This window comes from Microbacterium deferens (assembly GCF_045517775.1).
In the GTDB taxonomy this organism is placed as follows: Bacteria; Actinomycetota; Actinomycetes; order Actinomycetales; family Microbacteriaceae; genus Microbacterium.
On record NZ_JBEUWT010000001.1, the window covers coordinates 407,949 to 428,539 of the forward strand.

The 20,591-nt window shown below is 67.5% G+C and carries 30 protein-coding genes and 1 other RNA gene; 16 read left to right on the top strand and 15 right to left on the bottom strand.

From position 1 onward, the window contains the following. Positions 1-40: 40 nt before the first annotated feature. Both ABTU82_RS02020 and ABTU82_RS02025 read right to left on the bottom strand, forming a co-directional pair. Positions 41-832: a hypothetical protein gene (locus ABTU82_RS02020; RefSeq protein WP_407171353.1), complete on the bottom strand. Its 792-nt coding sequence runs from the start codon at positions 830-832 to the stop codon at positions 41-43. After that, a complete protein-coding gene (locus ABTU82_RS02025; protein ID WP_116646298.1) occupies positions 829-1,485 on the bottom strand; it encodes a SatD family protein in 657 nt (218 codons plus the stop codon). Before ABTU82_RS02025 ends, ABTU82_RS02020 begins: the two co-directional genes overlap by 4 nt. A gap of 261 nt (positions 1,486-1,746) precedes the next feature. On the opposite strand from ABTU82_RS02025, the gene ABTU82_RS02030 reads away from it, so the two are divergent. Continuing rightward, positions 1,747-2,136 (top strand): barstar family protein, encoded by a 390-nt coding sequence (locus ABTU82_RS02030; RefSeq protein ID WP_407171357.1) that lies wholly within the window; start codon positions 1,747-1,749, stop codon positions 2,134-2,136. Between the two features lie 11 nt (positions 2,137-2,147). Here the strand turns inward: ABTU82_RS02030 and ABTU82_RS02035 are convergent, their stop codons facing one another. The 5 genes from ABTU82_RS02035 to ABTU82_RS02055 all read right to left on the bottom strand — a co-directional run bounded on the left by ABTU82_RS02035 (position 2,148) and on the right by ABTU82_RS02055 (position 4,799). Then, positions 2,148-2,585, bottom strand: a complete 438-nt coding sequence (locus tag ABTU82_RS02035; RefSeq protein WP_116646296.1) for a VOC family protein — start codon at positions 2,583-2,585, stop codon at positions 2,148-2,150. A 10-nt stretch (positions 2,586-2,595) separates the two neighbouring features. Beyond that, positions 2,596-3,045 carry a DoxX family protein gene (locus tag ABTU82_RS02040; RefSeq protein ID WP_116646295.1) on the bottom strand — a complete coding sequence of 150 codons (450 nt, stop codon included), beginning with the start codon at positions 3,043-3,045 and terminating at the stop codon, positions 2,596-2,598. After that, positions 3,042-3,836, bottom strand: coding sequence for a CPBP family intramembrane glutamic endopeptidase (locus ABTU82_RS02045; protein ID WP_116646294.1), 795 nt, complete (start codon positions 3,834-3,836; stop codon positions 3,042-3,044). The genes ABTU82_RS02040 and ABTU82_RS02045 overlap by 4 nt, the downstream gene beginning before the upstream one ends. A gap of 79 nt (positions 3,837-3,915) precedes the next feature. Continuing rightward, complete coding sequence (locus tag ABTU82_RS02050) at positions 3,916-4,287, bottom strand: hypothetical protein (RefSeq protein WP_407171360.1); 372 nt, start codon at positions 4,285-4,287, stop codon at positions 3,916-3,918. After that, a complete protein-coding gene (locus tag ABTU82_RS02055) occupies positions 4,287-4,799 on the bottom strand; it encodes a hypothetical protein (RefSeq protein ID WP_407171363.1) in 513 nt (170 codons plus the stop codon). The genes ABTU82_RS02050 and ABTU82_RS02055 overlap by 1 nt, the downstream gene beginning before the upstream one ends. Before the next feature lie 193 nt (positions 4,800-4,992). Here ABTU82_RS02055 and ABTU82_RS02060 point away from each other — a divergent pair, with 193 nt between their 5' ends. Beyond that, a complete protein-coding gene (locus ABTU82_RS02060; protein WP_407171365.1) occupies positions 4,993-5,820 on the top strand; it encodes a MarR family winged helix-turn-helix transcriptional regulator in 828 nt (275 codons plus the stop codon). 57 nt (positions 5,821-5,877) lie between these two features. On the opposite strand, the gene ABTU82_RS02065 is transcribed toward ABTU82_RS02060, so the two are convergent. The 3 genes from ABTU82_RS02065 to ABTU82_RS02075 all read right to left on the bottom strand — a co-directional run bounded on the left by ABTU82_RS02065 (position 5,878) and on the right by ABTU82_RS02075 (position 8,033). Further along, a complete protein-coding gene (locus ABTU82_RS02065; protein ID WP_407171366.1) occupies positions 5,878-6,120 on the bottom strand; it encodes a hypothetical protein in 243 nt (80 codons plus the stop codon). A gap of 502 nt (positions 6,121-6,622) precedes the next feature. Continuing rightward, positions 6,623-7,810, bottom strand: a complete 1,188-nt coding sequence (locus tag ABTU82_RS02070; RefSeq protein ID WP_407171368.1) for a tyrosine-type recombinase/integrase — start codon at positions 7,808-7,810, stop codon at positions 6,623-6,625. Further along, positions 7,785-8,033, bottom strand: a complete 249-nt coding sequence (locus tag ABTU82_RS02075) for a hypothetical protein (RefSeq protein WP_407171369.1) — start codon at positions 8,031-8,033, stop codon at positions 7,785-7,787. Before ABTU82_RS02075 ends, ABTU82_RS02070 begins: the two co-directional genes overlap by 26 nt. A gap of 291 nt (positions 8,034-8,324) precedes the next feature. Here ABTU82_RS02075 and ABTU82_RS02080 point away from each other — a divergent pair, with 291 nt between their 5' ends. From ABTU82_RS02080 to ABTU82_RS02110, 7 genes are all read left to right on the top strand, one after another. Continuing rightward, positions 8,325-8,510 carry a DNA-binding protein gene (locus tag ABTU82_RS02080; RefSeq protein ID WP_407171371.1) on the top strand — a complete coding sequence of 62 codons (186 nt, stop codon included), beginning with the start codon at positions 8,325-8,327 and terminating at the stop codon, positions 8,508-8,510. Then, on the top strand, positions 8,507-9,028 hold the full coding sequence (locus ABTU82_RS02085) for a helix-turn-helix domain-containing protein (protein ID WP_407171373.1): 522 nt from the start codon (positions 8,507-8,509) through the stop codon (positions 9,026-9,028). The genes ABTU82_RS02080 and ABTU82_RS02085 overlap by 4 nt, the downstream gene beginning before the upstream one ends. 288 nt (positions 9,029-9,316) lie before the next feature. Next, positions 9,317-9,862, top strand: a complete 546-nt coding sequence (locus ABTU82_RS02090) for a hypothetical protein (RefSeq protein ID WP_407171375.1) — start codon at positions 9,317-9,319, stop codon at positions 9,860-9,862. Between the two features lie 85 nt (positions 9,863-9,947). Next, a complete protein-coding gene (locus ABTU82_RS02095; protein WP_407171377.1) occupies positions 9,948-10,301 on the top strand; it encodes a hypothetical protein in 354 nt (117 codons plus the stop codon). Beyond that, complete coding sequence (locus ABTU82_RS02100; protein WP_407171379.1) at positions 10,298-11,287, top strand: hypothetical protein; 990 nt, start codon at positions 10,298-10,300, stop codon at positions 11,285-11,287. The genes ABTU82_RS02095 and ABTU82_RS02100 overlap by 4 nt, the downstream gene beginning before the upstream one ends. Beyond that, entirely contained in the window at positions 11,284-11,460 is a 177-nt protein-coding gene (locus ABTU82_RS02105; protein WP_407171380.1) for a hypothetical protein, read from the top strand. The genes ABTU82_RS02100 and ABTU82_RS02105 overlap by 4 nt, the downstream gene beginning before the upstream one ends. A 1-nt stretch (position 11,461) precedes the next feature. Then, on the top strand, positions 11,462-11,716 hold the full coding sequence (locus tag ABTU82_RS02110; protein WP_407171382.1) for a hypothetical protein: 255 nt from the start codon (positions 11,462-11,464) through the stop codon (positions 11,714-11,716). A 104-nt stretch (positions 11,717-11,820) separates the two neighbouring features. Here ABTU82_RS02110 and ABTU82_RS02115 read toward each other — a convergent pair whose 3' ends face one another. Further along, complete coding sequence (locus tag ABTU82_RS02115; RefSeq protein ID WP_407171384.1) at positions 11,821-12,015, bottom strand: YegP family protein; 195 nt, start codon at positions 12,013-12,015, stop codon at positions 11,821-11,823. Between the two features lie 266 nt (positions 12,016-12,281). On the opposite strand from ABTU82_RS02115, the gene ABTU82_RS02120 reads away from it, so the two are divergent. The 3 genes from ABTU82_RS02120 (at position 12,282) to ABTU82_RS02130 (ending at position 15,798) form a co-directional block, all read left to right on the top strand. Further along, positions 12,282-12,698 (top strand): hypothetical protein, encoded by a 417-nt coding sequence (locus tag ABTU82_RS02120; RefSeq protein WP_407171386.1) that lies wholly within the window; start codon positions 12,282-12,284, stop codon positions 12,696-12,698. A gap of 102 nt (positions 12,699-12,800) precedes the next feature. After that, positions 12,801-15,434 (top strand): phage tail tape measure protein, encoded by a 2,634-nt coding sequence (locus ABTU82_RS02125; RefSeq protein WP_407171388.1) that lies wholly within the window; start codon positions 12,801-12,803, stop codon positions 15,432-15,434. A 37-nt stretch (positions 15,435-15,471) separates the two neighbouring features. Further along, positions 15,472-15,798 carry a hypothetical protein gene (locus ABTU82_RS02130; protein WP_407171389.1) on the top strand — a complete coding sequence of 109 codons (327 nt, stop codon included), beginning with the start codon at positions 15,472-15,474 and terminating at the stop codon, positions 15,796-15,798. Here ABTU82_RS02130 and ABTU82_RS02135 read toward each other — a convergent pair. Next, positions 15,795-16,454 (bottom strand): DUF4145 domain-containing protein, encoded by a 660-nt coding sequence (locus ABTU82_RS02135; protein WP_407171391.1) that lies wholly within the window; start codon positions 16,452-16,454, stop codon positions 15,795-15,797. The two genes, ABTU82_RS02130 and ABTU82_RS02135, sit on opposite strands and share 4 nt — an antisense overlap. A 147-nt stretch (positions 16,455-16,601) precedes the next feature. Here ABTU82_RS02135 and ABTU82_RS02140 point away from each other — a divergent pair, with 147 nt between their 5' ends. Continuing rightward, on the top strand, positions 16,602-17,213 hold the full coding sequence (locus tag ABTU82_RS02140; RefSeq protein ID WP_407171393.1) for a DUF433 domain-containing protein: 612 nt from the start codon (positions 16,602-16,604) through the stop codon (positions 17,211-17,213). 64 nt (positions 17,214-17,277) lie between these two features. Continuing rightward, a complete protein-coding gene (locus tag ABTU82_RS02145; RefSeq protein ID WP_407173276.1) occupies positions 17,278-17,637 on the top strand; it encodes a hypothetical protein in 360 nt (119 codons plus the stop codon). Positions 17,638-17,646: 9 nt separating this feature from the next. On the opposite strand, the gene ABTU82_RS02150 is transcribed toward ABTU82_RS02145, so the two are convergent. Then, positions 17,647-17,880 (bottom strand): hypothetical protein, encoded by a 234-nt coding sequence (locus ABTU82_RS02150; RefSeq protein WP_407171396.1) that lies wholly within the window; start codon positions 17,878-17,880, stop codon positions 17,647-17,649. A 140-nt stretch (positions 17,881-18,020) separates the two neighbouring features. After that, positions 18,021-18,390: a transfer-messenger RNA gene (ssrA, locus tag ABTU82_RS02155) on the bottom strand. 155 nt (positions 18,391-18,545) lie between these two features. Here ssrA and ABTU82_RS02160 point away from each other — a divergent pair. Both ABTU82_RS02160 and ABTU82_RS02165 read left to right on the top strand, forming a co-directional pair. Next, positions 18,546-19,367: a siderophore-interacting protein gene (locus tag ABTU82_RS02160; RefSeq protein WP_116646289.1), complete on the top strand. Its 822-nt coding sequence runs from the start codon at positions 18,546-18,548 to the stop codon at positions 19,365-19,367. Between the two features lie 54 nt (positions 19,368-19,421). Beyond that, positions 19,422-20,081 (top strand): SIMPL domain-containing protein, encoded by a 660-nt coding sequence (locus tag ABTU82_RS02165; protein WP_407171399.1) that lies wholly within the window; start codon positions 19,422-19,424, stop codon positions 20,079-20,081. A 3-nt stretch (positions 20,082-20,084) separates the two neighbouring features. On the opposite strand, the gene smpB is transcribed toward ABTU82_RS02165, so the two are convergent. Next, the gene (smpB, locus tag ABTU82_RS02170; RefSeq protein WP_116646287.1) at positions 20,085-20,561 is read right to left on the bottom strand and encodes an SsrA-binding protein SmpB; all 477 of its coding nucleotides are present in this window, start codon (positions 20,559-20,561) and stop codon (positions 20,085-20,087) included. Between the last annotated feature and the right edge of the window lie 30 nt (positions 20,562-20,591).

The window sequence follows — 20,591 nt, forward strand, 5'->3', positions numbered from 1 at the left end:
GACTATCAGCCTCACGCTGATAACCCGTGAATATCAGCTGTCAACTGATACGAAGATCCTCGGGGGTGGCACCCACGGCCCACAGCAGGCCCGCCGCGGCCAGTGCGATGGCCCAGCTCGCCATGCTGCCGACGAGGAAGTACTCGGCCTGCGTGCCGCCGGCGTTGTCTTTCTGGATCTCGGGGAAGCGCACGATTCCCTTGGCGGCGATGAAAGCGGCCAGCAGGGCGACGGCGCTCGTGAAGATCAAGCCGACGACGAACAAGCGCTCGAGGGGTCCGATGAGACGGCCCCCGCGCAGTTGCTTGGTCGGAACGGCCGGCTCAGGCGGCGCCGGGCGACGCAGCCGCGCCATGAGCCCCCGCCGGATGACGGGAGCCGTCGCGACGACGCCCGCGGCGTCGGAGCGCTCGCTCTGGAGAGCGACCCGCACGACGATGTTGGCCGACTCGAGCAGGAAGCACGCGACCCCGAGCGCGAGCACGGCCTTGCCGAACGCGGCCGGCCCCGCTGCATCCACCACCATCCAGCCCTCGGCGACTCCGGGAGCCCACACGACCAACGCGACAACCGCGACCGCAAGACCGATGACGGGCCAGAAGCTCGCGATCGCCGCATCTTTCGTACTCGGCATGAGCGCCAACCAGGCCAGGGCGATCACCGCGAAGACGATCGCCAGAGGCCACGCGACGACGGCGGTGCCCAGCACCGCGCCGAGAAGCACCACGGCGACGCTGGCGCCGATGCGGGCGGAGCGAGAGCCGCGGCCGAGGAACTGTCGCGCGAGATCGGCGACGCCGACGGTGAGGAGAAGAAGGCCGGCCGTGATCATCGCAGTGCCTCCGGGAGGTTCGAGGTCAGTTCCTGGAGTCCGAGCGACAGCGCCGACGAGCCCGCGCGCGCGAGGGCCTGCGAGACGGCCGACTGGGTGATCCCCTCATCCGCCGCGAGCGACTCTTGCGAGCGGCCGAGCCAGGTGCCGTAGGTCAGGCGGCGCGCCCTCTCCCCCATGCCCCCGACGATGTGATCTTTCGTGACGAGGTAGGCGTTCACCGACGAGAGATACGCGGTCGTCTCCACGGATTCCGCGTCACCGCTCGCGATCCACGTGCGCGCGCGAGGAACCCTCGACTCCTCCCACCGGTGCACCGTCTCGATCGCCCGGCGCGCAGCCCACCACCCTGGGCCGTCCTCGATCGCGTGATCGGCGCGGGAGGTGACGGCGCGCACGTCGCCGGCGCCGATCCCGAACCGCAGCTCGGCATCGATCGGAAGACGCAGCTGCAGCAGCGAGAGCGCGAGCAGGGCCGTGGCGAGATCGGCGTACACGCCCTGGAACTCATCGCCCACGGTGGGAACCAGTGCGCGCACGGCCGGGGCGAACTCCTCGACCTCGCGCACCGCATCCTCGATCGTCAGCTGCGCACGACCGCGGTCGGCCAGCTTCCTCGAGCCGACGATGTCGGCGATGACGGCGAACTGCATGCCATAAGCATATAGCTGATTCTTTGGAAATATAAGAAATGGTCTAATGCGCCGCCAGGTGCCACCCGTCTTCCTCGCGCACGACCGGCTGGTCATTCGCTCTTCCGCGCCGTCCTCTCGGGCCGCCTGATGACCGTACTCAGGATGAACCGATCGGGCGAGCGTCGTGACCCCCGTCTTTTCGGGCTCGGCCGGGGACTGGCACCGCGTTCATCCTGAATACGGTCGGGAGGGCGGCGCTGTCTTGGGAAAGATGGGGGCATGGCCACGTTCACGATCCGCGGGGCGGTGGTGCGCAGCATCCCCTCGTTCTACGACGAGCTCAACCGCCTGTTCATGACGGGCGAAGACTGGAAACTCGGCCCCAGCCTCGACGCGCTCGACGATCTGCTCTACGGCGGATACGGCGCGCTCCAGGGCGACGACGCGGTTCGGGTGGTCTGGTCGGATCATGCCGTCAGCCGCGAAGCGCTCGGGCGCGAGACCACCGCCGCGTACTACCGAGAGAAGCTCCGCCATCCCGAGACGTACTCGCGGGAGCACTTCAGCGAGCTTCTCGCGCAGCTCAAGACGGGCACCGGCCAGACCTACTTCGACATCATCCTCGAGATCTTCGCTCACCATCCCGGCATCGACCTCGTGCTCGACTGACGGCGACGACGTCAGCTCTTGGTGAGATCCTGGGCGAGCATCACGATTATGCCGCTCGGCCCCCGCAGATACGTGAGCTTGTAGACGTCCTGATAGTTGGCGACGCCTCGCAGTGGGTAGCAGCCGTGCTGCGCGGCGATGGCGAGCGACTCGTCGATGTCGTCCACCGAGAACGCGACCCGGTGCATGCCGATCTCATTCGGGAGGGTGGGGTCCGTCTCGATCGCTTCGGGATGGATGTACTCGAAGAGCTCGAGGCGTCCGAGGCCGTCGGGTGTCTGCAGCATCGCGATGCGCACGTGGTTGCCGTCGAGCCCGACAGCCGTATCCGCCCACTCACCGCTCACCGTGTCGCGGCCGACGACAGCGAGCCCGAGGTCGGTGAAGAAAGCGATCGTCGCGTCGAGGTCGCGAACGGCGATCCCCACGTTCTCCCATGCGATGCCCATGCAGCGGATGCTACCGAGTCTCGCCGCCGGGGCGAAGGGGCGGATGCTGCGCCCTGACACGCCGGCCATCTCGCCACGCCTTCCACGCCCCGGTCGACCAGAGCGCCCAGATGACGAGCAGCGGCTGGAAGACCAGCCGGATACCGCGCGCGAGATCGGTGTCGAGCCCGAACGCGTCGGTGCCGCGCACGAACTGCTCGATGTTGCCGGGGAAGACGGCGACGAAGAACGCCGCCACGATCCACCCGATCGGCACGCGCCACCGCGACAGCAGCGCCACCGCGAGACCCAGCACGATCTCCACGACACCCGACGCGACGACCACGAGGTCGACGGGCAACGGAAGCCATGACGGCACCTGCGCGACGAACGACTGACGAGCGAAGGTGAGGTGCCCGACGCCGGCGAAGACCAGACCCGCCCCCAGCAGCCAGCGAGCGAGGGTGCGGATAAGACTCATGTGCCGAGCGTAGGCGCCCGGAGGATCCGTTCGTCCGCCCCGCGGATCACGAAGGCGACAGCGACGAGGGCGATGACGATGGCTGCGATCTCGAGCACACCGCTGAGGGCCGCCAGCGGCCCCGGGGTGCCGCGCCCGACGCCGAACGTCGAGAAGTCCCACAGGCCGTGCAGAACCATGGCCCAGAGCAGGCTGCCCGTCACGCGCCGGAGGATGTAGAAGATCGTGCCGGCTCCGAAGGCGAAGATGACCTGCCGCAGCGTCGACACGGAATCCTGACCGCTGAACGCGTTGACGAGGTGCATGAGCCCGAACAGGGCCGACGTGAGAAACCACACCCACGCCTCGGAGAGTCGGCTGCGCAGACCCACGAGCAGCAGACCCCGCGTGGTGAGCTCCTCCGTGAAACCGACGAGCAGCAGAACCACGGATGCTGCGAAGAATGCGGCGTCGTACGAGCCCCAGTCCGTCGAGGCGAGATTGGCGACGAGGGCCACCGCCATGATGACCGGCGCGATGATCGGCCACCTGTGAGCCGCACGATGCCGGTCTCGAAGCGCCGGGCGCCACCACCCGAGCAGCGTCGTGGTGATCGCGAGGAGGATCGCACCGACGATGAGCGAGAGCCCGGCGCCGAGGAACAGGTTGCTGCCGCTGTCGCCGAGGTCTGTGTAGGCAATCCCCGTGGCCTGCTGGACGCCGAAGACGACGGCGACGTAGACGAGATAGACGACGAGCCCGATCCACACGCGGGGGTGGACTCGGTATCGATCTGTCGAGTGGAGGGTCATGCGAATCTCTCTGAGAGTGCGGTGGAAGGCGAGTCGGCCGTCGCACGAGCGTGCTCACTGGTGCGACGGCCGGTGACGATCAGTGCCGGAAGAACTCGTTCGCCCGCTTCGTGTAGAGCAGCGCGATGCCGACAAGGGCGACCAGACCCGAAATGATCGGCGCGACGAGGTTCGCCGGGTTCGCCGCCAGGGCGAAGATCGCCGTGAGCAACGACAGGACGAACGAGATGGTGACCAGGATGCGCGCGACGTTGCTTCCGCTGAAGAGGAAGAAGGTGACGACGAAGGCGACCAGTCCGACCACGATCGCGATCCACGCCGCTTCCGTGCCGACGCCGTTCGGGCTCAGAACGCGCGTCAAGACGAGGATCCCGGAAATGATCTGCGCCGCCGCTCCGATCCACGCCAGCACGGCGATGAGGACGACGCCACCGGGGCGCTGACCGGCCATCATGACTTCTCTCCATCCGCGTCGACGGCCGTCGATCCGTCGGCCTCGACCTCGCCGAGCAGATCCTTCAAGCCGAGACCCCCGATGTTCTGCGCTTCGACCTCGAGCGTCGTCCCCGTCGTCGTGTCGGTCAGACCGATGACCAGAACAGTGCCTCGCCGATGCTTTGTGACCTCGAGGTGTTCGCGCTCGATGTGGGCGACGGGGTGCAGATGCTTCCAGCCGCCGACCAATCCGGTGCTCGTGCGACCGAGGACGTACAGGCGCTTCGGCGAAAGCGCCAAGACGAGGGAGGGGTAGCTGCCCTTCGAGGCGGCGTTAACCCTCTCGCCGATCATGCCGCCCGCCACGCCCCACGCCGTGGTGTTGCTCCCACCACCGGCGACTCCGGCTGCCGCGCCGAGCACCCCGGCGAAGGTCGAGCCTCGAGGCATGACCACGGCGACATCGAGCACCTCATCGTCTGGAATTACTGCCTGTGCGCCCTCACGGGCATGGTCTTCTCTCGACATCCGCGTGCTTCCCATCCAATCGACGGCCGACCCGGATGGCCGGACATGTGGTCGTGAACCGAGGCTAATAGAAATCAGGACAATCCTGAGCAAACTTTCCGGGCTTGACTCCTCGCGCGGGTTGCACCAAAGTTCGCCTGCTTCAATGAGACGGAGGGGGACGATCATGGATGCGAGCGCACGGAACCGGGCTATGGATCTGTTGGGGAGATTCAGCGACGAGTTGACCCACCTCTTCGACGACGCCTTCGGCACGAGGTGGGCCGAGATCGAGGACATCCTCGCGATCGCCGAGCTTTTGCGAGCACGATCCGTGACCACCCGGCGCCTCGCCGACAGCAGCGGACTGGACCGACGCGCTATCTCGCGCATGGTCGTCCGCTTACGGTCGGACGAATTGGTCACGACCCGACCGTCGGAGGCCGACAAGCGCGCCGTCGAGGTCGTCCTCACCGACCGCGGCGAGCGGCGAGCGGACGTTCTGCGCACCTCTCTAGACGGCTTCTTCCTAGCGAGCGCCGACATCGCCCACGAGATCAGCGAGGGGCTGCAACCCGCCTCGACCTCGCCGCTCCCCCGCGAACCCGCCGACGCGGTCGATCTCCTCCGACGCGTCTGCGAGGCGGGTGTCGCGCTCGTGAACACGATGCCCGGTACGGCGACCGAGGGACAGCTGGCCGCTCGCCAACGGGCGGCGCTCGTGCAGATCGTGTCGCAGGGCGGCGTGCGGCCGAACGACCTCTCTCCCGCCCTCGGGGTGTCGCGGGCGGGCGTGGCCTATATCGTCGACCAGCTCTGCGCGAAGGGGTTCGTGTCGCGCCGCCGAGGCGCCGTGCCCGAAGACCGTCGCGCCGTCGTGCTCGAGGCCACCACGGATGGCGTACACGCCGTCCAGGCGGTCATGGACGGGATCGAACGTCAACGAGAGAGCCTGGCGAACCTGTTCGCCGAAGTCGCGAACTGGCACCAGCCCGTGGACGAGGCCGCACGGGCCGGCCTGCCCGCGAACGCGGGCGGCTGAATCCTGACCTCGACGGCGCGCAAACTCGACGGCGCGCAAGTGCGCTGGCGCACCCCTTCAGGGCGCAACCGCTCGGGCCAGGATGAGGGAGGCCGGGATATGGCCCGCCGCGAGCACGAGCGCTGATGCACTGATCCAGGGGTTTCCCAACCACGCACCTGTGGCGAGGAACACGACCACAGGCAGGATCGCCATCGGAACGGGCACCTTCCAGACGCGACCATACAACGCCACGCTTCGACGCCCCTGCACGAGGTACCGCGCCCAGAGCGTGTAGTACGCGATCAGGCCGGCGCTCACCGCTACCATCCACAGCCATCGGGGAGGGCCCGCCTCGGTGATTGCGGGAACGGTGAGACACAACGCCTGCCCCGCACGCTCCGTGACCGTGAGAGGCACCGGCAGTCGAGCTGATGGCAACCCATCCCGCGGCGGCAGCCACAACAGCAGGAGGCTGGGCGCGAAAACCAAGATCGCAACCAACAGCCCGATCGGCGAGAACCCCACGTGCGCCCCGCTCTCGTCCGAGCATCGCCGGGGCCTGAGCCGCCGGCCTGCGCCACCCCAGCGGTCACGCCGTCACAAATCTAACGGCGAGCCGCCGGCCCCATCGCGCGCATGTCCGTCCTCCCCGGGCACGAGCGGGCCGCACGCGCGAGACCTGAACGGGAGCGCGACGGCTCTCAGGAACGACGAAGGCCCCCGATCCTTGTGTTTCCACGGGATCGAAGGCCTTCATCTGGTGACAGCGGTGCAGTGGAGATGGGGGGAATATCCAGCATCTCCCGGCGAGCCCTACTCCCTACTGGGCAGGCGCCTTCCGAGTCCGCCGGGAGTCCGCGAAAGTGTCAGCCATCAGCTTCGAGAGCGCGGTCTTCGCGCGCTCGTCCGGCCCCCTGAACTGTGCCGCGTAGACGTCCAGCGTGAGGCTGGGGTCCTTGTGCCCGAGCTGCCTCTGAACGGTCACGACGTCGCATCCGGCGCTGATCATCCCGCCGGCAGCGTAGTGGCGCAGATTGTGGAACTTCGTGTCGACGCCGGCCGCGGCGCGGGTCTTCGTCCACTCCGCCTCGAACGCCCGCGGCCACATCGGTCCCATGCCGCCCGCAGCTATGGGGAACGCGACGTCATCGAGCGCGGTTGGGAGGATGCGGCCGGGCAGGAGCCAGCCGGCGTCGCCGTGGGTGCCGTGCTGTGCGACGTGCTCGCGGATCCGGGCGACGAGCTCGGGCGGTATGAGGACGTCTCGAGCGGATCCGTACTTCGGTGGGCGGATCTCGATCATCCTCGACATCGATGCGTTGCGCTGCACCTGACGTCTGACGCGGATCACTCCCCCGGTCATGTCGATGTCCGCAAGCGTGAGCCCGCAGATCTCGCCGAGTCGGAGCCCGGCGAAGGCGGCGATCGCGATGGCGATGGCGAACGGGGAGCCTTGTGCGGCTGTCATCAGCGCGGCGACGTCTCTCCCTGACGGGAACACCGGCCCATGCCCGTGTTCAGCCCCAGCGACCGTGGAGCGGTTCCTGGACAGAGCGGGGCCCTTCACCCCCGTGGCCGGGTTGGCCGCGATGCGCTTGTCGCCCGTTGCGCCGTTGAGGATGGCGCCGAGGTGCATGAGGCGGGTCTTGATCGTCCGGGGCGCGAGCTTCCGGTCGACCATGGCGCGCATGTACTTTTCGACGTCGGCGCGTTTGATCGAGTCGAGACGGCGTTCGCGCATGCCGCTGTCGTCGACGACGAGCCGCATCTGGCGGTGCGTGGATGTCGTCCAGTCCTTCCGGGATGCCCACTCGTCGAAGTAGGCGCCGAGCAGGATCTTCCCGCGGCCGGGGTCGACGTACTGCCCGGTCACGACAGACGTGGTCACCTCGTCGAGCCACGCTTGCGCGTCGCGCTTCAGCTTGAAGTGGCGGGCGTGTTCCTTGCCGTCGGCGTCGCGATATCGCGCTCGCCAGATCCCATCAGGGCGCTGCTTGACGCTTGCCACGAGGCTGCCTCTCCTCCACCCAACGAGGGAAGGAGCGCGCGAACATCGAACCGGGCACGTCCTCGAAGCCCTTCGCGAGATCGTGGTCGGCGAGCATCCAGCCCCACGCGTCGTCGGCGGTGAGTTCCCCAAGGCCGGTCATCTCGACGAGATCGTCGGGGCCGTCTGCGTAGGGCATGAGTAGACCGATGGGCGACACGCCGAGAGCGCCCGCAAGTGCCATCAGATCGTCTACCTCCACTCTCCGGATGCCGCTCTCGAGCCGGCCGATGCTCGCTACGGGGATCGGCCGGCCGATCATGGCTAGCCGGTTTGAGAGGTCCGCCTGAGTGATGGCGAGAACGCCCCGCACTCTGCGCACGTTCTCGCCGACGATCTGCGCCGTCGGCCCTGCGGGATTACCTCGCTCGCGGATTTCTCTTTCACTCACGTTGAGGAGACTAGTTGACTTCTAACGCAGGTGCACCTACGGTTACCTTCCAACGCAACTTGCGTTACAAGGTAAGGAGCCCTGATGACCCAGACCGCCCCCGCGATCCCGCGGTTCTACTTCTGCCACGAGGTGGCTGCCGAGCTTCGACGCACCGAGGCCGCCGTGCGGTGGCTATGGCAGAGCGGCGCCCTGAAGTCCCGCGTCGTTGGCGGGCGTCGCGTGAGCACCGCCGAGGACCTCGCCGCGTTCTTTGCGGAAGCGAAATGAGACGCGTAGGCGCGAGCCTCGCCACTCTCCGCGCTCTGGCGGGGATGTCGGTTGAGACCGCGGCAGAGGCTGCCGGAATCTCGCCCAGCTACCTCGCGAAGCTCGAGACAGACGCGCTCGCCCCAACCCGCGGTTTCGTCGCGGACCTATCCGCGGTCTACGCGGCGCAGATGAAGAGAGCCTCCGACGCCGGCCAGGGCGTCGAAGGCCAGACCCCCGAAGGGACCAATTTCATGACCACTATCGCAGACGCTCCAGCTGGCCACGAGGCGTGGCCGGACGTTCGCTCTATCCGCACAGGTAAGAGCAAGCTCATCACGACGGACGCAGTAGCGGAGACGCTCGCCGCAATCGTTCAGTCGCGCGGAGGCCCGAAGCTGATCGTCGTCGAAGAGGATAGGCCCAGGGGTTCGAAGGTGTATGTGCATCCGGCGCTGTGCGCCGCTGTCGAACGGTGGTACGACGACCTCCTCGGCTCGCTCTCGGCCTACGCGCCCGTCGAGGTGCTCGAGCCGTGAGCGTCCCGAAGCCCGAATCGATCTCGCAGGCGCAGACCTGGGATCGGGTGTGCCGGCTGGCGGAGTCCGCTGGGCTCTGTTCGCGCTGCGCTTCCCAGTTCGCTTGGGGTGTCTCTGGCGGCGGGGGTGGGTTCGCAACGGTGAGGCCACCGTGTTCGGCGTGCACGGTGGTCATGCTGGCCTGGCCGAGGGTTCGCCCGAACGGGTGGCGATCTCCGGAGGGCACCCTGTCTCGTCCCGCGACCTGGCTCCCGTTCACGGCAGTGGGGCGCACGGGACCGGGGCGAGATGGCTGACGCCCGGCTTCCCGAGCGCTACCTCATCGACAGAAGAGTCCTGCGGCTCGCTGACTCCGAGCGGTCGAGCCTGTTCATGGCGACGGTATGGAGCGTGTCGAACCGGACCGACGGGCGAATCGATCGCGCCGACCTGTCTCTGATCCCCACCTTCGCTGCGGCAGCGATACCAGCGCTCGTGTCAGCCGAGCTCTGGATCGAGGACGGGAGCGATGCGTGGGTGATCGCCGACTACCAACGCGATCAGACCAGCCGACACGACTTCGAGGTGCTCGAGGCTGCTCGCCGGCGGGAGCGTGAGAAGAAGCAGCGTCAGCGGGCTCGTCCCGAAGGACAGTCCCAGGGATCTGTCCCCGGGGACGACACAGGCAAGGACAGGCAAGGCAAGGACAGGCAAGAGACAGGCCAAGAACACGACGAGAGGGTGGATCAGCGAACCGGTGAGGTCTCGTGGCCGTCGCGGGTGCCGGGTCAGCCTGAGTCGTGGGTCGAGAACGATGCGGGCGAGTTCGTGCCGATGGGTCGGGGAGCGGCGTGAATGAGGACGGCGAGCTGATCGAGTGCGAGGTACCCTGCTGATGCCGCGGCCGCCGGCTGGGTACATCGCTCCGGGAGGTGACGTAATGGTGCCGCCCGAGATGGCGCGCATCTTGTGGCACAACGGTGGGCTCGATGACTTCCGTCATCGCGTGCGTGGCCGGCGCCCGGATCTCGATGCCTTGCTCGAGGCGCTGCGTGCGGCTGGTGAACGGTGGGCGTCTGCCGATCGGGGAAGCGTCGAGGCGGAAGCCCCGGAAGCGACTCCAGAGTGGCTGTCGACGAGCGAGGTGGCGTCCCGTGTGGGACTCACCACCCGGGCGGTAGTGCTGGCGATCGGTGAGAAGCGGTTGTCGGCGGAATGGTCATCGGGTCGATGGATGGTCAGCCGTGAGGAGCTCGAGCACTTCAAGGCAGCACGAGCAGGGAGACGAGCATGACGATCACTGAAGTAGCGGTCGGAGACCTCAACACCGAGGCGCTGACCCGCATCCGCGACTACGTGGACCCCATGGGTGTGAACACCCGCTCGAACGCGCTCAAGGCTCGCAACGTCGCGACGTACCAGTCGACTCGAGCCGTGAACGTGGACTTCGAGCACCTTGTACAGTTCTCCGACGACTACGACGCGATCCTGCAGGCCGCCCTCGCAGCGGTCGATTCGGAGAGAATGCGCGCGGCCGCGGAGAAGATCGACGTCGAGCTCAACCGTCACGTCGAACTGGCTCGCGTCTTCAAGTCGACGTACAGCGAGGACGACACTCGCCCCGCGCTCGAGTTCCTCGACGAGCAACTGCGGGACGTCATGCGCATCGTCCGCGACCAGAAGCCGGCGCTCACCGGAGTCACCGATGCGCGATCTGCTCACCGCGCGGGCGGCGCCGCGCAGGACGCGTGGGCGGAGCTCGAGTACCAGGCCGAACGGTACGAGGAGATCCGGCGTGTGCAGCGGAGCATCACGATCCGCCTGTCGACCGAGGATGGCCGCCAGTGGCGATCCCACGTCCTCGGACGGTCCGGGCACCTGAAGCAGGCATTCGACTACGAAGCGTTCTGGACCAAGAGCCGCCTCATCGCCTACCGGACCGGTTCCCGCGGCCTCGAGAACGGCGAGCAAGAGTTCATCGACTGGGTGAAGACCCCGCAGTTCGCCCAGTTCGACCGCGACGGCGCGGCAGTGTTCCCCGACGACGCGATCGGGTATCTGCGCTGGATCTCGGATGGCGACAAGGCGTGGGTACCCGACGTCGAAGAGCTCATGCGCGTCGACGATCTCGCGGAGACGTTCATCAACGGCGCCGCCCACCTGAAGGCTCGTCAGGACGCGAAGACCGCGTACTACGACGACCGAGTTCTGACGCCCGCGGAGCCGCAACCGAGCTTCCAGGACGCCCGTGGCCGCATCGTCGGCGGGAGCTTCGAGTGAGCGTGCAGGACGGGCGCGACCTCTACGCGATCAAGCACCCGACCCCTGAGCAGCGAGAAGAACAGCGGGCCAACCAGCCACAGCCGAAGCGCGGAGAGAAGTCTGTCGCCGCTGGCCGAGCGCTCTACGACAACCGCGGCAAGTTCGCACCCGACTACGCATCAGGAGCCTGAGATGCCCACACCCACCCAGCACGGCACCGCCGTCGACACGTTCCTCACCCGCGCGAGCAACACCCAGCTCACGCCCCCGCTCGACGACGAGTACATCGCAGCAGAGATCCATGCGCAGCTCAGCACCGCCGCGGGGACGGGCACGGCGTACACCACCGCCGACGACCTCCTCACGCAGGCCGAGACCAAGCCCGTCGGCCTCCGCCGGCGCACCCTGCAGCTCGCACACCTCCACGCACTGCGAGCAGCACGGTGACAGACCGGACCGCGGACCGCGCACGGGTGTCATCCGTTCGCCCTCACACGCACCCACGGTCCATCCCCAAGGGGGCAGCAGTGACGACCGCTGCCCCCTTCCCCTCACTTCTTGCGACGGGTGATGGTCTTCTTCGCGTCCGCGTAGTCACCGCCAATGATCGAGTCGGCCATCTTGCGACAGAAGCTCTCGCTCTCGTAGCCCTGATTCCCATCTGTCGCGATCACGCTGCCACCAGACTTCAGGCGCCATCCCCACGTCCCGTCCTCGCGCTCGTAGATGTTCCGCTCTGCTGCCATGACCGAACCCCCAGTTCCGCTCGCGCAACTCCGCGCGATGCATTCGCAAATGCTCGCACGCCGGACGAGCGGCGCGCCAGCACCCCAGGGGGTCCCCCCCTCGGCACCCAACTTGGCCGGACCGCCGGGGAGGTGGCTGCCCGGTTCAGCGGGTTAAGCATTTTTCCTGAGGGGTGCGTCTGATGCGTCGGTCTGGTGCTGGTCCGGCTCCCGATCCGAACTCGCTGCGTGAGCTTGCGCGCATCGAGGCAGGCACGATCCGGACGTTGCCAAAGGAGCGTTCGGGCCGTGCGCCGGCGTGGCCGCTGTCCAGCCCGGCGACGGCGAAGGAGCGTTCGCTGTGGTCGGAGCTGTGGAAGCTCCCGCAGGCGATCGTCTGGGAAGAGCAGCGCGTAGAGCGAGCCGTGGCGCGGTACGTGCGCATGTCGGTCGCTGTCGACGCGGCTGATGCGCCCGCAGCGAAGGTCAAGACAGTTCTCGATCAGGAGCGCACGCTGCTTCTCGAGCTCGGGTCGCTGCTGAGGGCTGGCTACCGGATCTCGAGCCAGCTGCCGGCTCAGCCTGCCGTCGGAGGCCAGAGCGTCCAGGCGCAGCGGAGGAACATCCCGTCGTCGAAAAGCCGACTTCGCCCGGCGCCTCGCCCGGTTGTTCCACTGCGCGGCGCAGCGCCGCTCGACGACTAGTCCACCCACCCGCCCAACCCGTGAAGATCGTGAGAAGGAACCATCACTGACAGGACTGTCAAAGTCAGCCTGATCCTGGCCGCGCAGGGCTACATGTCCGGCATGGACTCGGTCGCTCAGAAGACTGCCTCGGCTGGCTCGGAGATCGAGAAGCTCAACCAGAAGCGGCAGGCGTTCACCGCTCTCGGCGGCCTCGCGCTGGGGTTCGGTGCAGCGGCGGTCGCCGGCGTGGGGCTGGCGATCTCGAAGTTCGCGGACTTCGACCAGGCGATGTCGAACGTGCAGGCCTCCACGCACGAATCAGCGACCAACATGGGTCTCCTGCGCGATGCGGCGCTCGACGCCGGCGCCTCGACCGTCTACTCGGCGACGGAGGCGGCTGGTGCGATCGAGGAGCTCGCGAAGGCGGGCGTCTCGACGAAGGACATCCTCTCGGGCGGTCTTGCCGGCGCGCTCGATCTGGCGGCCGCCGGGCAGCTCGGCGTGGCGCGCGCGGCGGAGATCACCTCGACCGCGCTGAACCAGTTTGGCCTCCAGGGCGATGAAGCGGCGCACGTCGCGGACGTCCTCGCGGCCGGCGCCGGGAAGGCAATGGGGTCGGTCGATGACCTTGCCCAGGGTCTGAAGTTCGTGGGCCCGGTCGCGGCGTCGATGGGCGTCTCGCTCGAGGAAACCACGGGTGTGCTCGCGTTGTTCGCTCAGCAGGGCATCATCGGCGAGCAGGCCGGTACCTCGCTGCGTGGTGTGCTCGCTTCTCTCACCTCGCCATCCGCGACCGCGCGGAAGGAGATCGAGCGGCTCGGTCTCACCCTGTACGACTCGCAGGGCGAGTTCCTCGGACTGGAGAACGCTGCAGCTCAGCTCTCCGGGGCGTACAAGACCATGGACGGCGCATCCCGTGATGCGTCGCTCGGTGTCATCTTCGGCCGCGAGACGGTCACTGCGGCGACGGCGCTCTACCAGGCGGGTGCGCAGGGAGTGGCTCAGTGGACGCAGGCGGTCGATGACAGCGGGTATGCGGCGCAGACCGCCCGGGACCGGCTCGACAACCTCGCCGGCGATCTGGAGGGGCTGAGCGGCGCGTTCGATACCGCGCTCATCCAGACCGGGTCGGCCGCGAACGACGTGCTCCGCGACATGGTGCAGATGCTCACCGGTCTCGTCGGGATGTACAACGACCTCCCGCAGCCGGTGCAGTCCGCGACGCTCCTGATCGGTGCCGCCGCGGCCGCCGTGGCTCTCGCCGGCGGCGCCGCGCTCATCGCGGTTCCGAAGTGGCTGGAGATGCGCTCAGCCATCACCGCGTCGGGTCTGTCGATGGGGCGGATCGCGCTGCAGGGCGCCGGCGTCGGGGTCGCGCTCGGTGTGCTGATGGCCGTGGTGGGCGAGCTCGCGGCGAAGCAGGCCAGCATGGCCGCGTCGGCGGCTGAGTTCGCCGACACCCTCGATGCGACGACCGGAGCCGTCACCCGGAACACGCGCGAGATGATCGCGAAGAAGCTCGCCGACACGGGAGCGTTCGAGGCCGCCCGTCAGGCGGGTGTGAGCCAGAAGGAACTTACCGACGCGCTGTACGCCGGCGGCGATGCCTACGAAGCGGTGATGGGGAAGCTGCGGGACGCTCATGACGCGTCCCTCGGGTTCAACTTCACGATCGGAAACGGCATCAACGCGGTGAAGGACATGAACGTTCAGCTGCAGGACGCCGGCCAGCGACACAGCGATCTGGCGGCGGCTGAGCTCGAGGGTGCGGATGCGAGCGGTGTTGCCGAGTCGGCGACCTCCGACCAGGAACGCGCGCTCGCGTCGCTCGCTGGCCAGGCGAACGACACCATGGGCAGCATCGACGAGCTGGCTGACACCATCCGAGGGTTCGGGTCCGCCGAGTTCGATGTTCGAGCTGCGTCGCGCGAATTCGAGGCGGCTCTCGATGACCTGTCGGCGTCGGTCTCGGAGAACGGGTCGACGCTGGACCGCAGCACTGAAGCCGGTCGCGCGAACGAGTCCGCCATCGACGACCTCGCGCAGGGCGCGCTGGATCTGGCCGCTGCCACCGGGATCCGGACCGGTAGTGAAGCGGAAGCGACCCGGGTGCTGGCGGAGGGGCGCCAGCGGCTGATCGAGATGCTCGGCCAGTTCGGCATCACGGGCCAGGCGGCCGAGGAGTACGCCGACACGCTCGGGCTCATCCCGGGGAACATCCCGACCGCGGTGGGCCTGGTCGGCGTCGACGCGGCGGAGGAGCGTCTGCGCAGGTTCACCGAGCAGCAGCGGTCGATCCGGGTCGGCGTGGAGATGTTCGGGCAGACCTCGTACCAGGTCGCCGGAACGACAGTCCGCTTCAACGAGATGGGCAACTTCTACGAGAAGGGGAAGGTCAAGGCCTTCGCCGCCGGCGGGTTCGCGTCGGGTATCTACCCGGCAACCCCGGGCGGGATCCACAAGTTCGCGGAAGCTGGCCACGACGAGGCCTACATCACGATGGACCCGAAGTACCGGCAGCGGTCCTGGGATATCTGGAGCGAGGTCGGCCGCCGGTTCGGAGCCGGTCGGGCTGCTCCCGCTGCGTACGGTCAGGTGTCCTCGCCTCAGCCTGCGATGACGCTCGAGGGCGCATCGATCACCGGTGAGCTTCGGATCGGCGGGGACGGTCTCGGCCGGATCATCGATGGCCGGATCACGATGTCTCGTCAGTCCTCCGCCGTGACACTGTCGAGCGGATCGGCCTCGCGATGAACTCTCAAGCGTCGGTACCTGGTGCCAGGATGAGCGCATGACCGACGACGAGCTGTTCGCGATCGACGAAGACACTGCCGAGCGGGAGGTCAACAATCTCGCCGGAATGTTGATCGCTTTCGCCGATCCGACGGCCAACCCGAGGGCCGAGATTCGTCGGATTCGACGGGAGTCGGGATCGGCGATGTACACGCGCATCATCGCGGAGCGCACTATCGCGCGTGCTGCGAGCTACCTTCTGAGCGACGAGTTGGCGATCTCCATCGTCGGGCCCCCCGCTACCCGGATTGCCCAGTTCATCAAGGACACGCGGATGGAACTGGGCCTCGCGGCGTTCGCCGACGAGCAGGCAACTACCGACTAGCTTCCGGTTTTCCTCGCCGCGCGCGCCTCGGCGCGACGGAGAGTTCGCGCGGGCTGGATGAAGAGGGCGTCGAGGACGTCGTCCATGATTCCGAGGATCTCCTCGACATCCTCGGCCGTCACCTCATCGCCGAAGTCACCATGTGCCATGTCGTTGCCGAAGTGGCGGACTTCGTGCGCCGCATCGACGATGCCGGGGAGTAGGAGTCGCTGCTCGCGGAGCCAGTCGAGCTTCTTGTACAGATCCGACCCCTGCGCCTTCTGCGTTTTCGCTGCGGCCTCAACGACAGCCCGAGCGAGGATGATCGCCCCTCGCCGTGCCGAGATGCTCGCGCATGCGTGGGCCTCGCTGGCCGCCGATGCTGTCTCGGGAGGTACGTCGGCGTAAGAGACGCGGTTTACTGACTTCGGTTCCCATCGAACGGTCCCAGCCGCGTCGATTGCCTCGTCGATGTGGTGATCGTTGTGGCCCGGATGGCTCTTGGTCCAGGTTTCAGCGACGCTCAGGCGCTTGCACCCGTCACATCGGTAGGCCGCGTCGGAGATCCACACGCTCGTCGGGGCGCCCCGGAACACGATCTCCTTCTCCTGGGTGTCCGCGGTGATGATCGTCATGTGTGTGAGATGACCGCAGTGTCCGCAGGTGGTGGATGCCATAGACGGGATGCTAGCGGCCGTGCCGGGTATCCACCCTCGCCCCCCCTGGTGCGCACATCGGCGAGGCGCACGCGGCCGGGGACGGGCATCTCCCGGAGAATGTCGGCGCCGCCCCTATGCTGTGATCATGGATCGGGGGGTCAGAGGGTGACGTATACGCCCGAGCTTGCCGTGAAGCTGTCCGGCGCGACACCGTTCCAACTGGCGAAGTGGCGCCGTACAGGCCTGCTCGTTCCCGAGGTACACAGCGGCCGCCCGCCGATCTATTCGTTCCGGGATGTCGTCGCCCTGCGCGCCATGGTCTTCCTTCGCGCGAAGACGTCCGCTCAGAAGCTCCGCGCCGCGTGGGGAAACCTCGACATGGTGGCGGTCGCTGATCACCCCTCGGAGTTCATCTTCGGCACAGACGGCAAGCGGATCTTCGTGAAGACGCCGGACGGCGACGTGGTCGACCTCACCCGCAAGCCGGGCCACCTCGTCGGCGAGTACTCGTTCGAGGAGCTGTTCGCCGAGTTCAACAACTTCCGCGGGAACGCCGTGGTGCCGTTCGAGCGACCGGCACCGTATCTCTTCGTCAGCCCACGCACTCTCGGCGGGTATCCCGTGATCGCTGGCACCCGTGTGCCGTTCGACACGATCGCACAGCTTGTCGACGACGAGACGGTGTTCGCAGAGGACATCCCCGAGATGTTTCCCCGCGTATCGGTCGAGGCCGCGCGCGATGCGGTCGCGTTCAGCCGATCGCTAGAGGCAGTGTGAGGACCTGAATACGCGACCGAAGTTCTTCATCGACGAGAACCTGCCCGCCGACTACGCCGCATCGCTGCGCCGACCCTTCAAAGCGGGCCTCTACCGGTCGTACATCGACGAGGATCTGCGACGTACGGACGATGTCGACATCTTCCCGGTCCTGCAGCAGCGAGGATTCACCGCCATCATTACGCAGGACCGCAACCAGCTGTTCTACGAAGAAGAGCGCCGCGGTCTCCGCGAGGCCGGCCTGCACTGGGTCGGGCTCGTCGACGTGAAGGGCAAAGGGATTCGGTTCCATTCCCAGGCGCTCAGTGCTCTCGCGACCGTGTTGCCGGATCTCATCGGATCCACCCTCGCGACACCCCACGCTTTCTACGTGACTCCGGACCACAGCAAGGCCTTGCGAACCGTCGTCGCCGAGCCCATTTGAGTCGTGCGCTCAGGTTGCCTGGGCGCGTCGCCTGACACGCATCCGTTGCTGGTGAACCGGGTCGTTCTTCAATCGCTCCCGGTACCACTTCAGGAGCACCTGCTCGAGGACCACGCGCGTGGGCTGACCATCGATCGTGTGCCAGCTCATCGGCATGCCCTGCGCGCCCCAGTGACGGATGGTGCGGCGCGATCGGCCGACCCTCTTTGCAGCGCTCGTGTAGGTGTGCCAGGTCGGTTCCATGCGAGGAGTGTGCCAGAGGTCCTGAGTCCGCGCACAGTCCGCAGAACGGCCACGAACAAACTCGAACTGGCCTTAACGCACAGTGCGGAAACCGTTGAAATCTCGCGGTTCCCGCACTGTACGTGAAGTGACAGCAGCCATAGTGGAGATGGGGGGAATCGAACCCCCGTCCATCACTGGGAAAGTGCGGTTTCTCCGGGCGCAGTCTGTGCAGACGTTCTGCTCGGCTCCGACCTTTGTCACAGACACCTAAGTCGACGAGCCCAGCCCCGGAAGAGTCCCGCGTGACGTCGAGGCGCCGTCACGCAGCTAGTCCCCTAAATGACGCCGGGATCCGTAGCGGGAACACCTACGGTCCGACGGACTATCGGGCTCGCTTATGCAGCGAGGGCGAAGTCAGTGCGCTTGGTTTCGGCACTTATTGTTTTGCAGAGATCGTTAACGAGATAACCCTGCATCCTCGGCCCGCTTCACGCAGAATCACAAGCGATGTCGAAACCGATCATCCCCGTGGTCCTCCGTCGGAGGGACCGCTGTCACACTGTGGAGTTGCCAACCCGGCTGCCGAAGCACCCGAGCCCTACAGACTATAACGGTTCTCGCCTCGGCGCATTCCCGGCTCCGCGGACCAGCTCGCCCCTCGGACCGCCCCGTACGATGTAAGGGTGCCCTCACCTTCTCGTCGACCCGCCCCCACGCAGACCACCCTCCAGGTGGTCGAGACGATCCGGCTCACGCCCGGACTGGTGCGGGTGGTGCTCGGAGGTGCGGAGCTGGTCGATTTCCCCGACCGCCCCGAGACCGACGCGTACGCGAAGCTGTTCTTCCCCCCGGCCGGCAGCGCTCTGCGCCCGCCGTACGACCTCGCGGCTCTGCGCGACGAGGTCGCTTTCGACGAGCTGCCCACGGTCCGCACTTACACGATCCGCCGCGTCGACCTCGACCGTGGCGTGATGGAGATCGACTTCGTCGTGCACGGTGACACCGGAGTCGCAGGCCCGTGGGCGGCGAACGCGCAGCCCGGCGACGAACTCACGATGTCCGCCCCCGGCGGGGGTTTCTCCCCCGACCCGGAGGTCGACAGCATCCTGCTCATCGGCGACGAATCGGCGATTCCCGCGATCTCCGCCGCGCTCGAGTCGCTGCACGATGATGCTCAGGTCACCGTGCTGCTCGAGGCCCGGTCGGCCGAGCATCGCGCCGAGCTGCCCGCCTCTCCCGCAAAGGTGACCTGGATCGACGAAGATCACGATGCTCCGGGCGCGCGTCTCGTCGACGCGGTGGCCGCGCTCGACTGGCCCGCGGGTCGCGTGCAGGTCTTCGCGCATGGTGAGCGAGGGGCGATGAAGGCCCTGCGTCCGATCCTCGTCGAGCGAGGCGTCGAGCGCTCCGACCTGTCGCTCTCGGCGTACTGGGCGGCCGGCCGCACCGAAGACGCGTTCCAGGCTGAGAAGCGCCTGCCCGTGGGGCAGATCTTCCCCGCCTGACTCTCCGACCGACGCACCGCGCGCCCGCTCAGGCAGAGCCCGTAGGCTCGGCGCATGAGCGAGGTCGTCATCACCGTCCGAGGCGAGTCGGAGCGCCGGGTCGCTCCTGAGCGGGCCGTCGTGCAGCTGTCCGTGAGAGCGGACGGGCCCGAACGCGGACCCGTGGTCGAGCGTGTGAACGCGGCCGCGGCACCGATACGCGATGGTCTCGACGCCCACCAGCGCTCCGGCGAGGTCGCCGAGTGGTCGAGCGGACGCGTCTCGGTCTGGTCGGAACGCCCCTGGAACAACGAGGGACGACAGCTGCCGCCGGTGCACCACGCCTCCGTCGACATCTCGGCGTCGTTCGCCGACTTCACCGCGCTGTCGTGGTGGCTCGGCGAGACCGCCGACGCCGACGAGGTTCAGGTCGCGTCGATCTCGTGGCAGCTCACCCCCGGCACCCGCGCGATCGTCGAGCGCGACGTCGCCTCCGACGCTGTGCGCGTAGCCGTCACCCGCGCCGAGGCCTATGCGGAGGCCATCGGGCTCGGCACGGTGGCGCCGATCGAGATCGCCGACGTGGGGCTTCTCGCCGGACAGACGGAGGCTGCAGCATCCGCTCCTCGCATGATGCGGATGGCCGCGTCGGATGCTGCGGGCCCGGCACTCGCGCTCCAGCCGGCCGACATCGTGGTCGGCGCGGCGGTGGAGGCGCGGTTCCGCGCGTCGTAGGGCCTACTCGCCCGTGCGGTTGCGCGTGCGCATCGCGCGCTCGGCCTCGCGCTTGTCTTCGCGCTCGCGGATCGTCTGACGCTTCTCGAACTCGCGCTTGCCCTTGGCGACCGCGATCTCGACCTTGGCACGTCCGTCGAGGAAGTAGAGCTTCAGCGGCACCAGCGTGTAGCCGCCCGCCGAGATCGCGTGCGAGAGCTTCACGATCTCCTCCTTGTGCAGGAGGAGCTTGCGGATGCGCTTGGCGGAGTGGTTGGTCCAGTGCCCCTGCGAGTACTCGGGGATGTTGACGGCGTCGAGGAACGCCTCTCCCCCGTTGATGTAGGCGTAGCCGTCGCTGAGGTTCGCCCGCCCCTGCCGGAGCGACTTCACCTCGGTGCCGGTGAGCACGAGGCCCGCCTCGTACGTCTTCTCGATGGCGTACTCGTGACGCGCGCGACGGTTGGTCGCGACGACCTTCTCGCCTTGTTCGCGGGGCATGGCAACCTCCTCCGGCTGTCGGGCTCATGC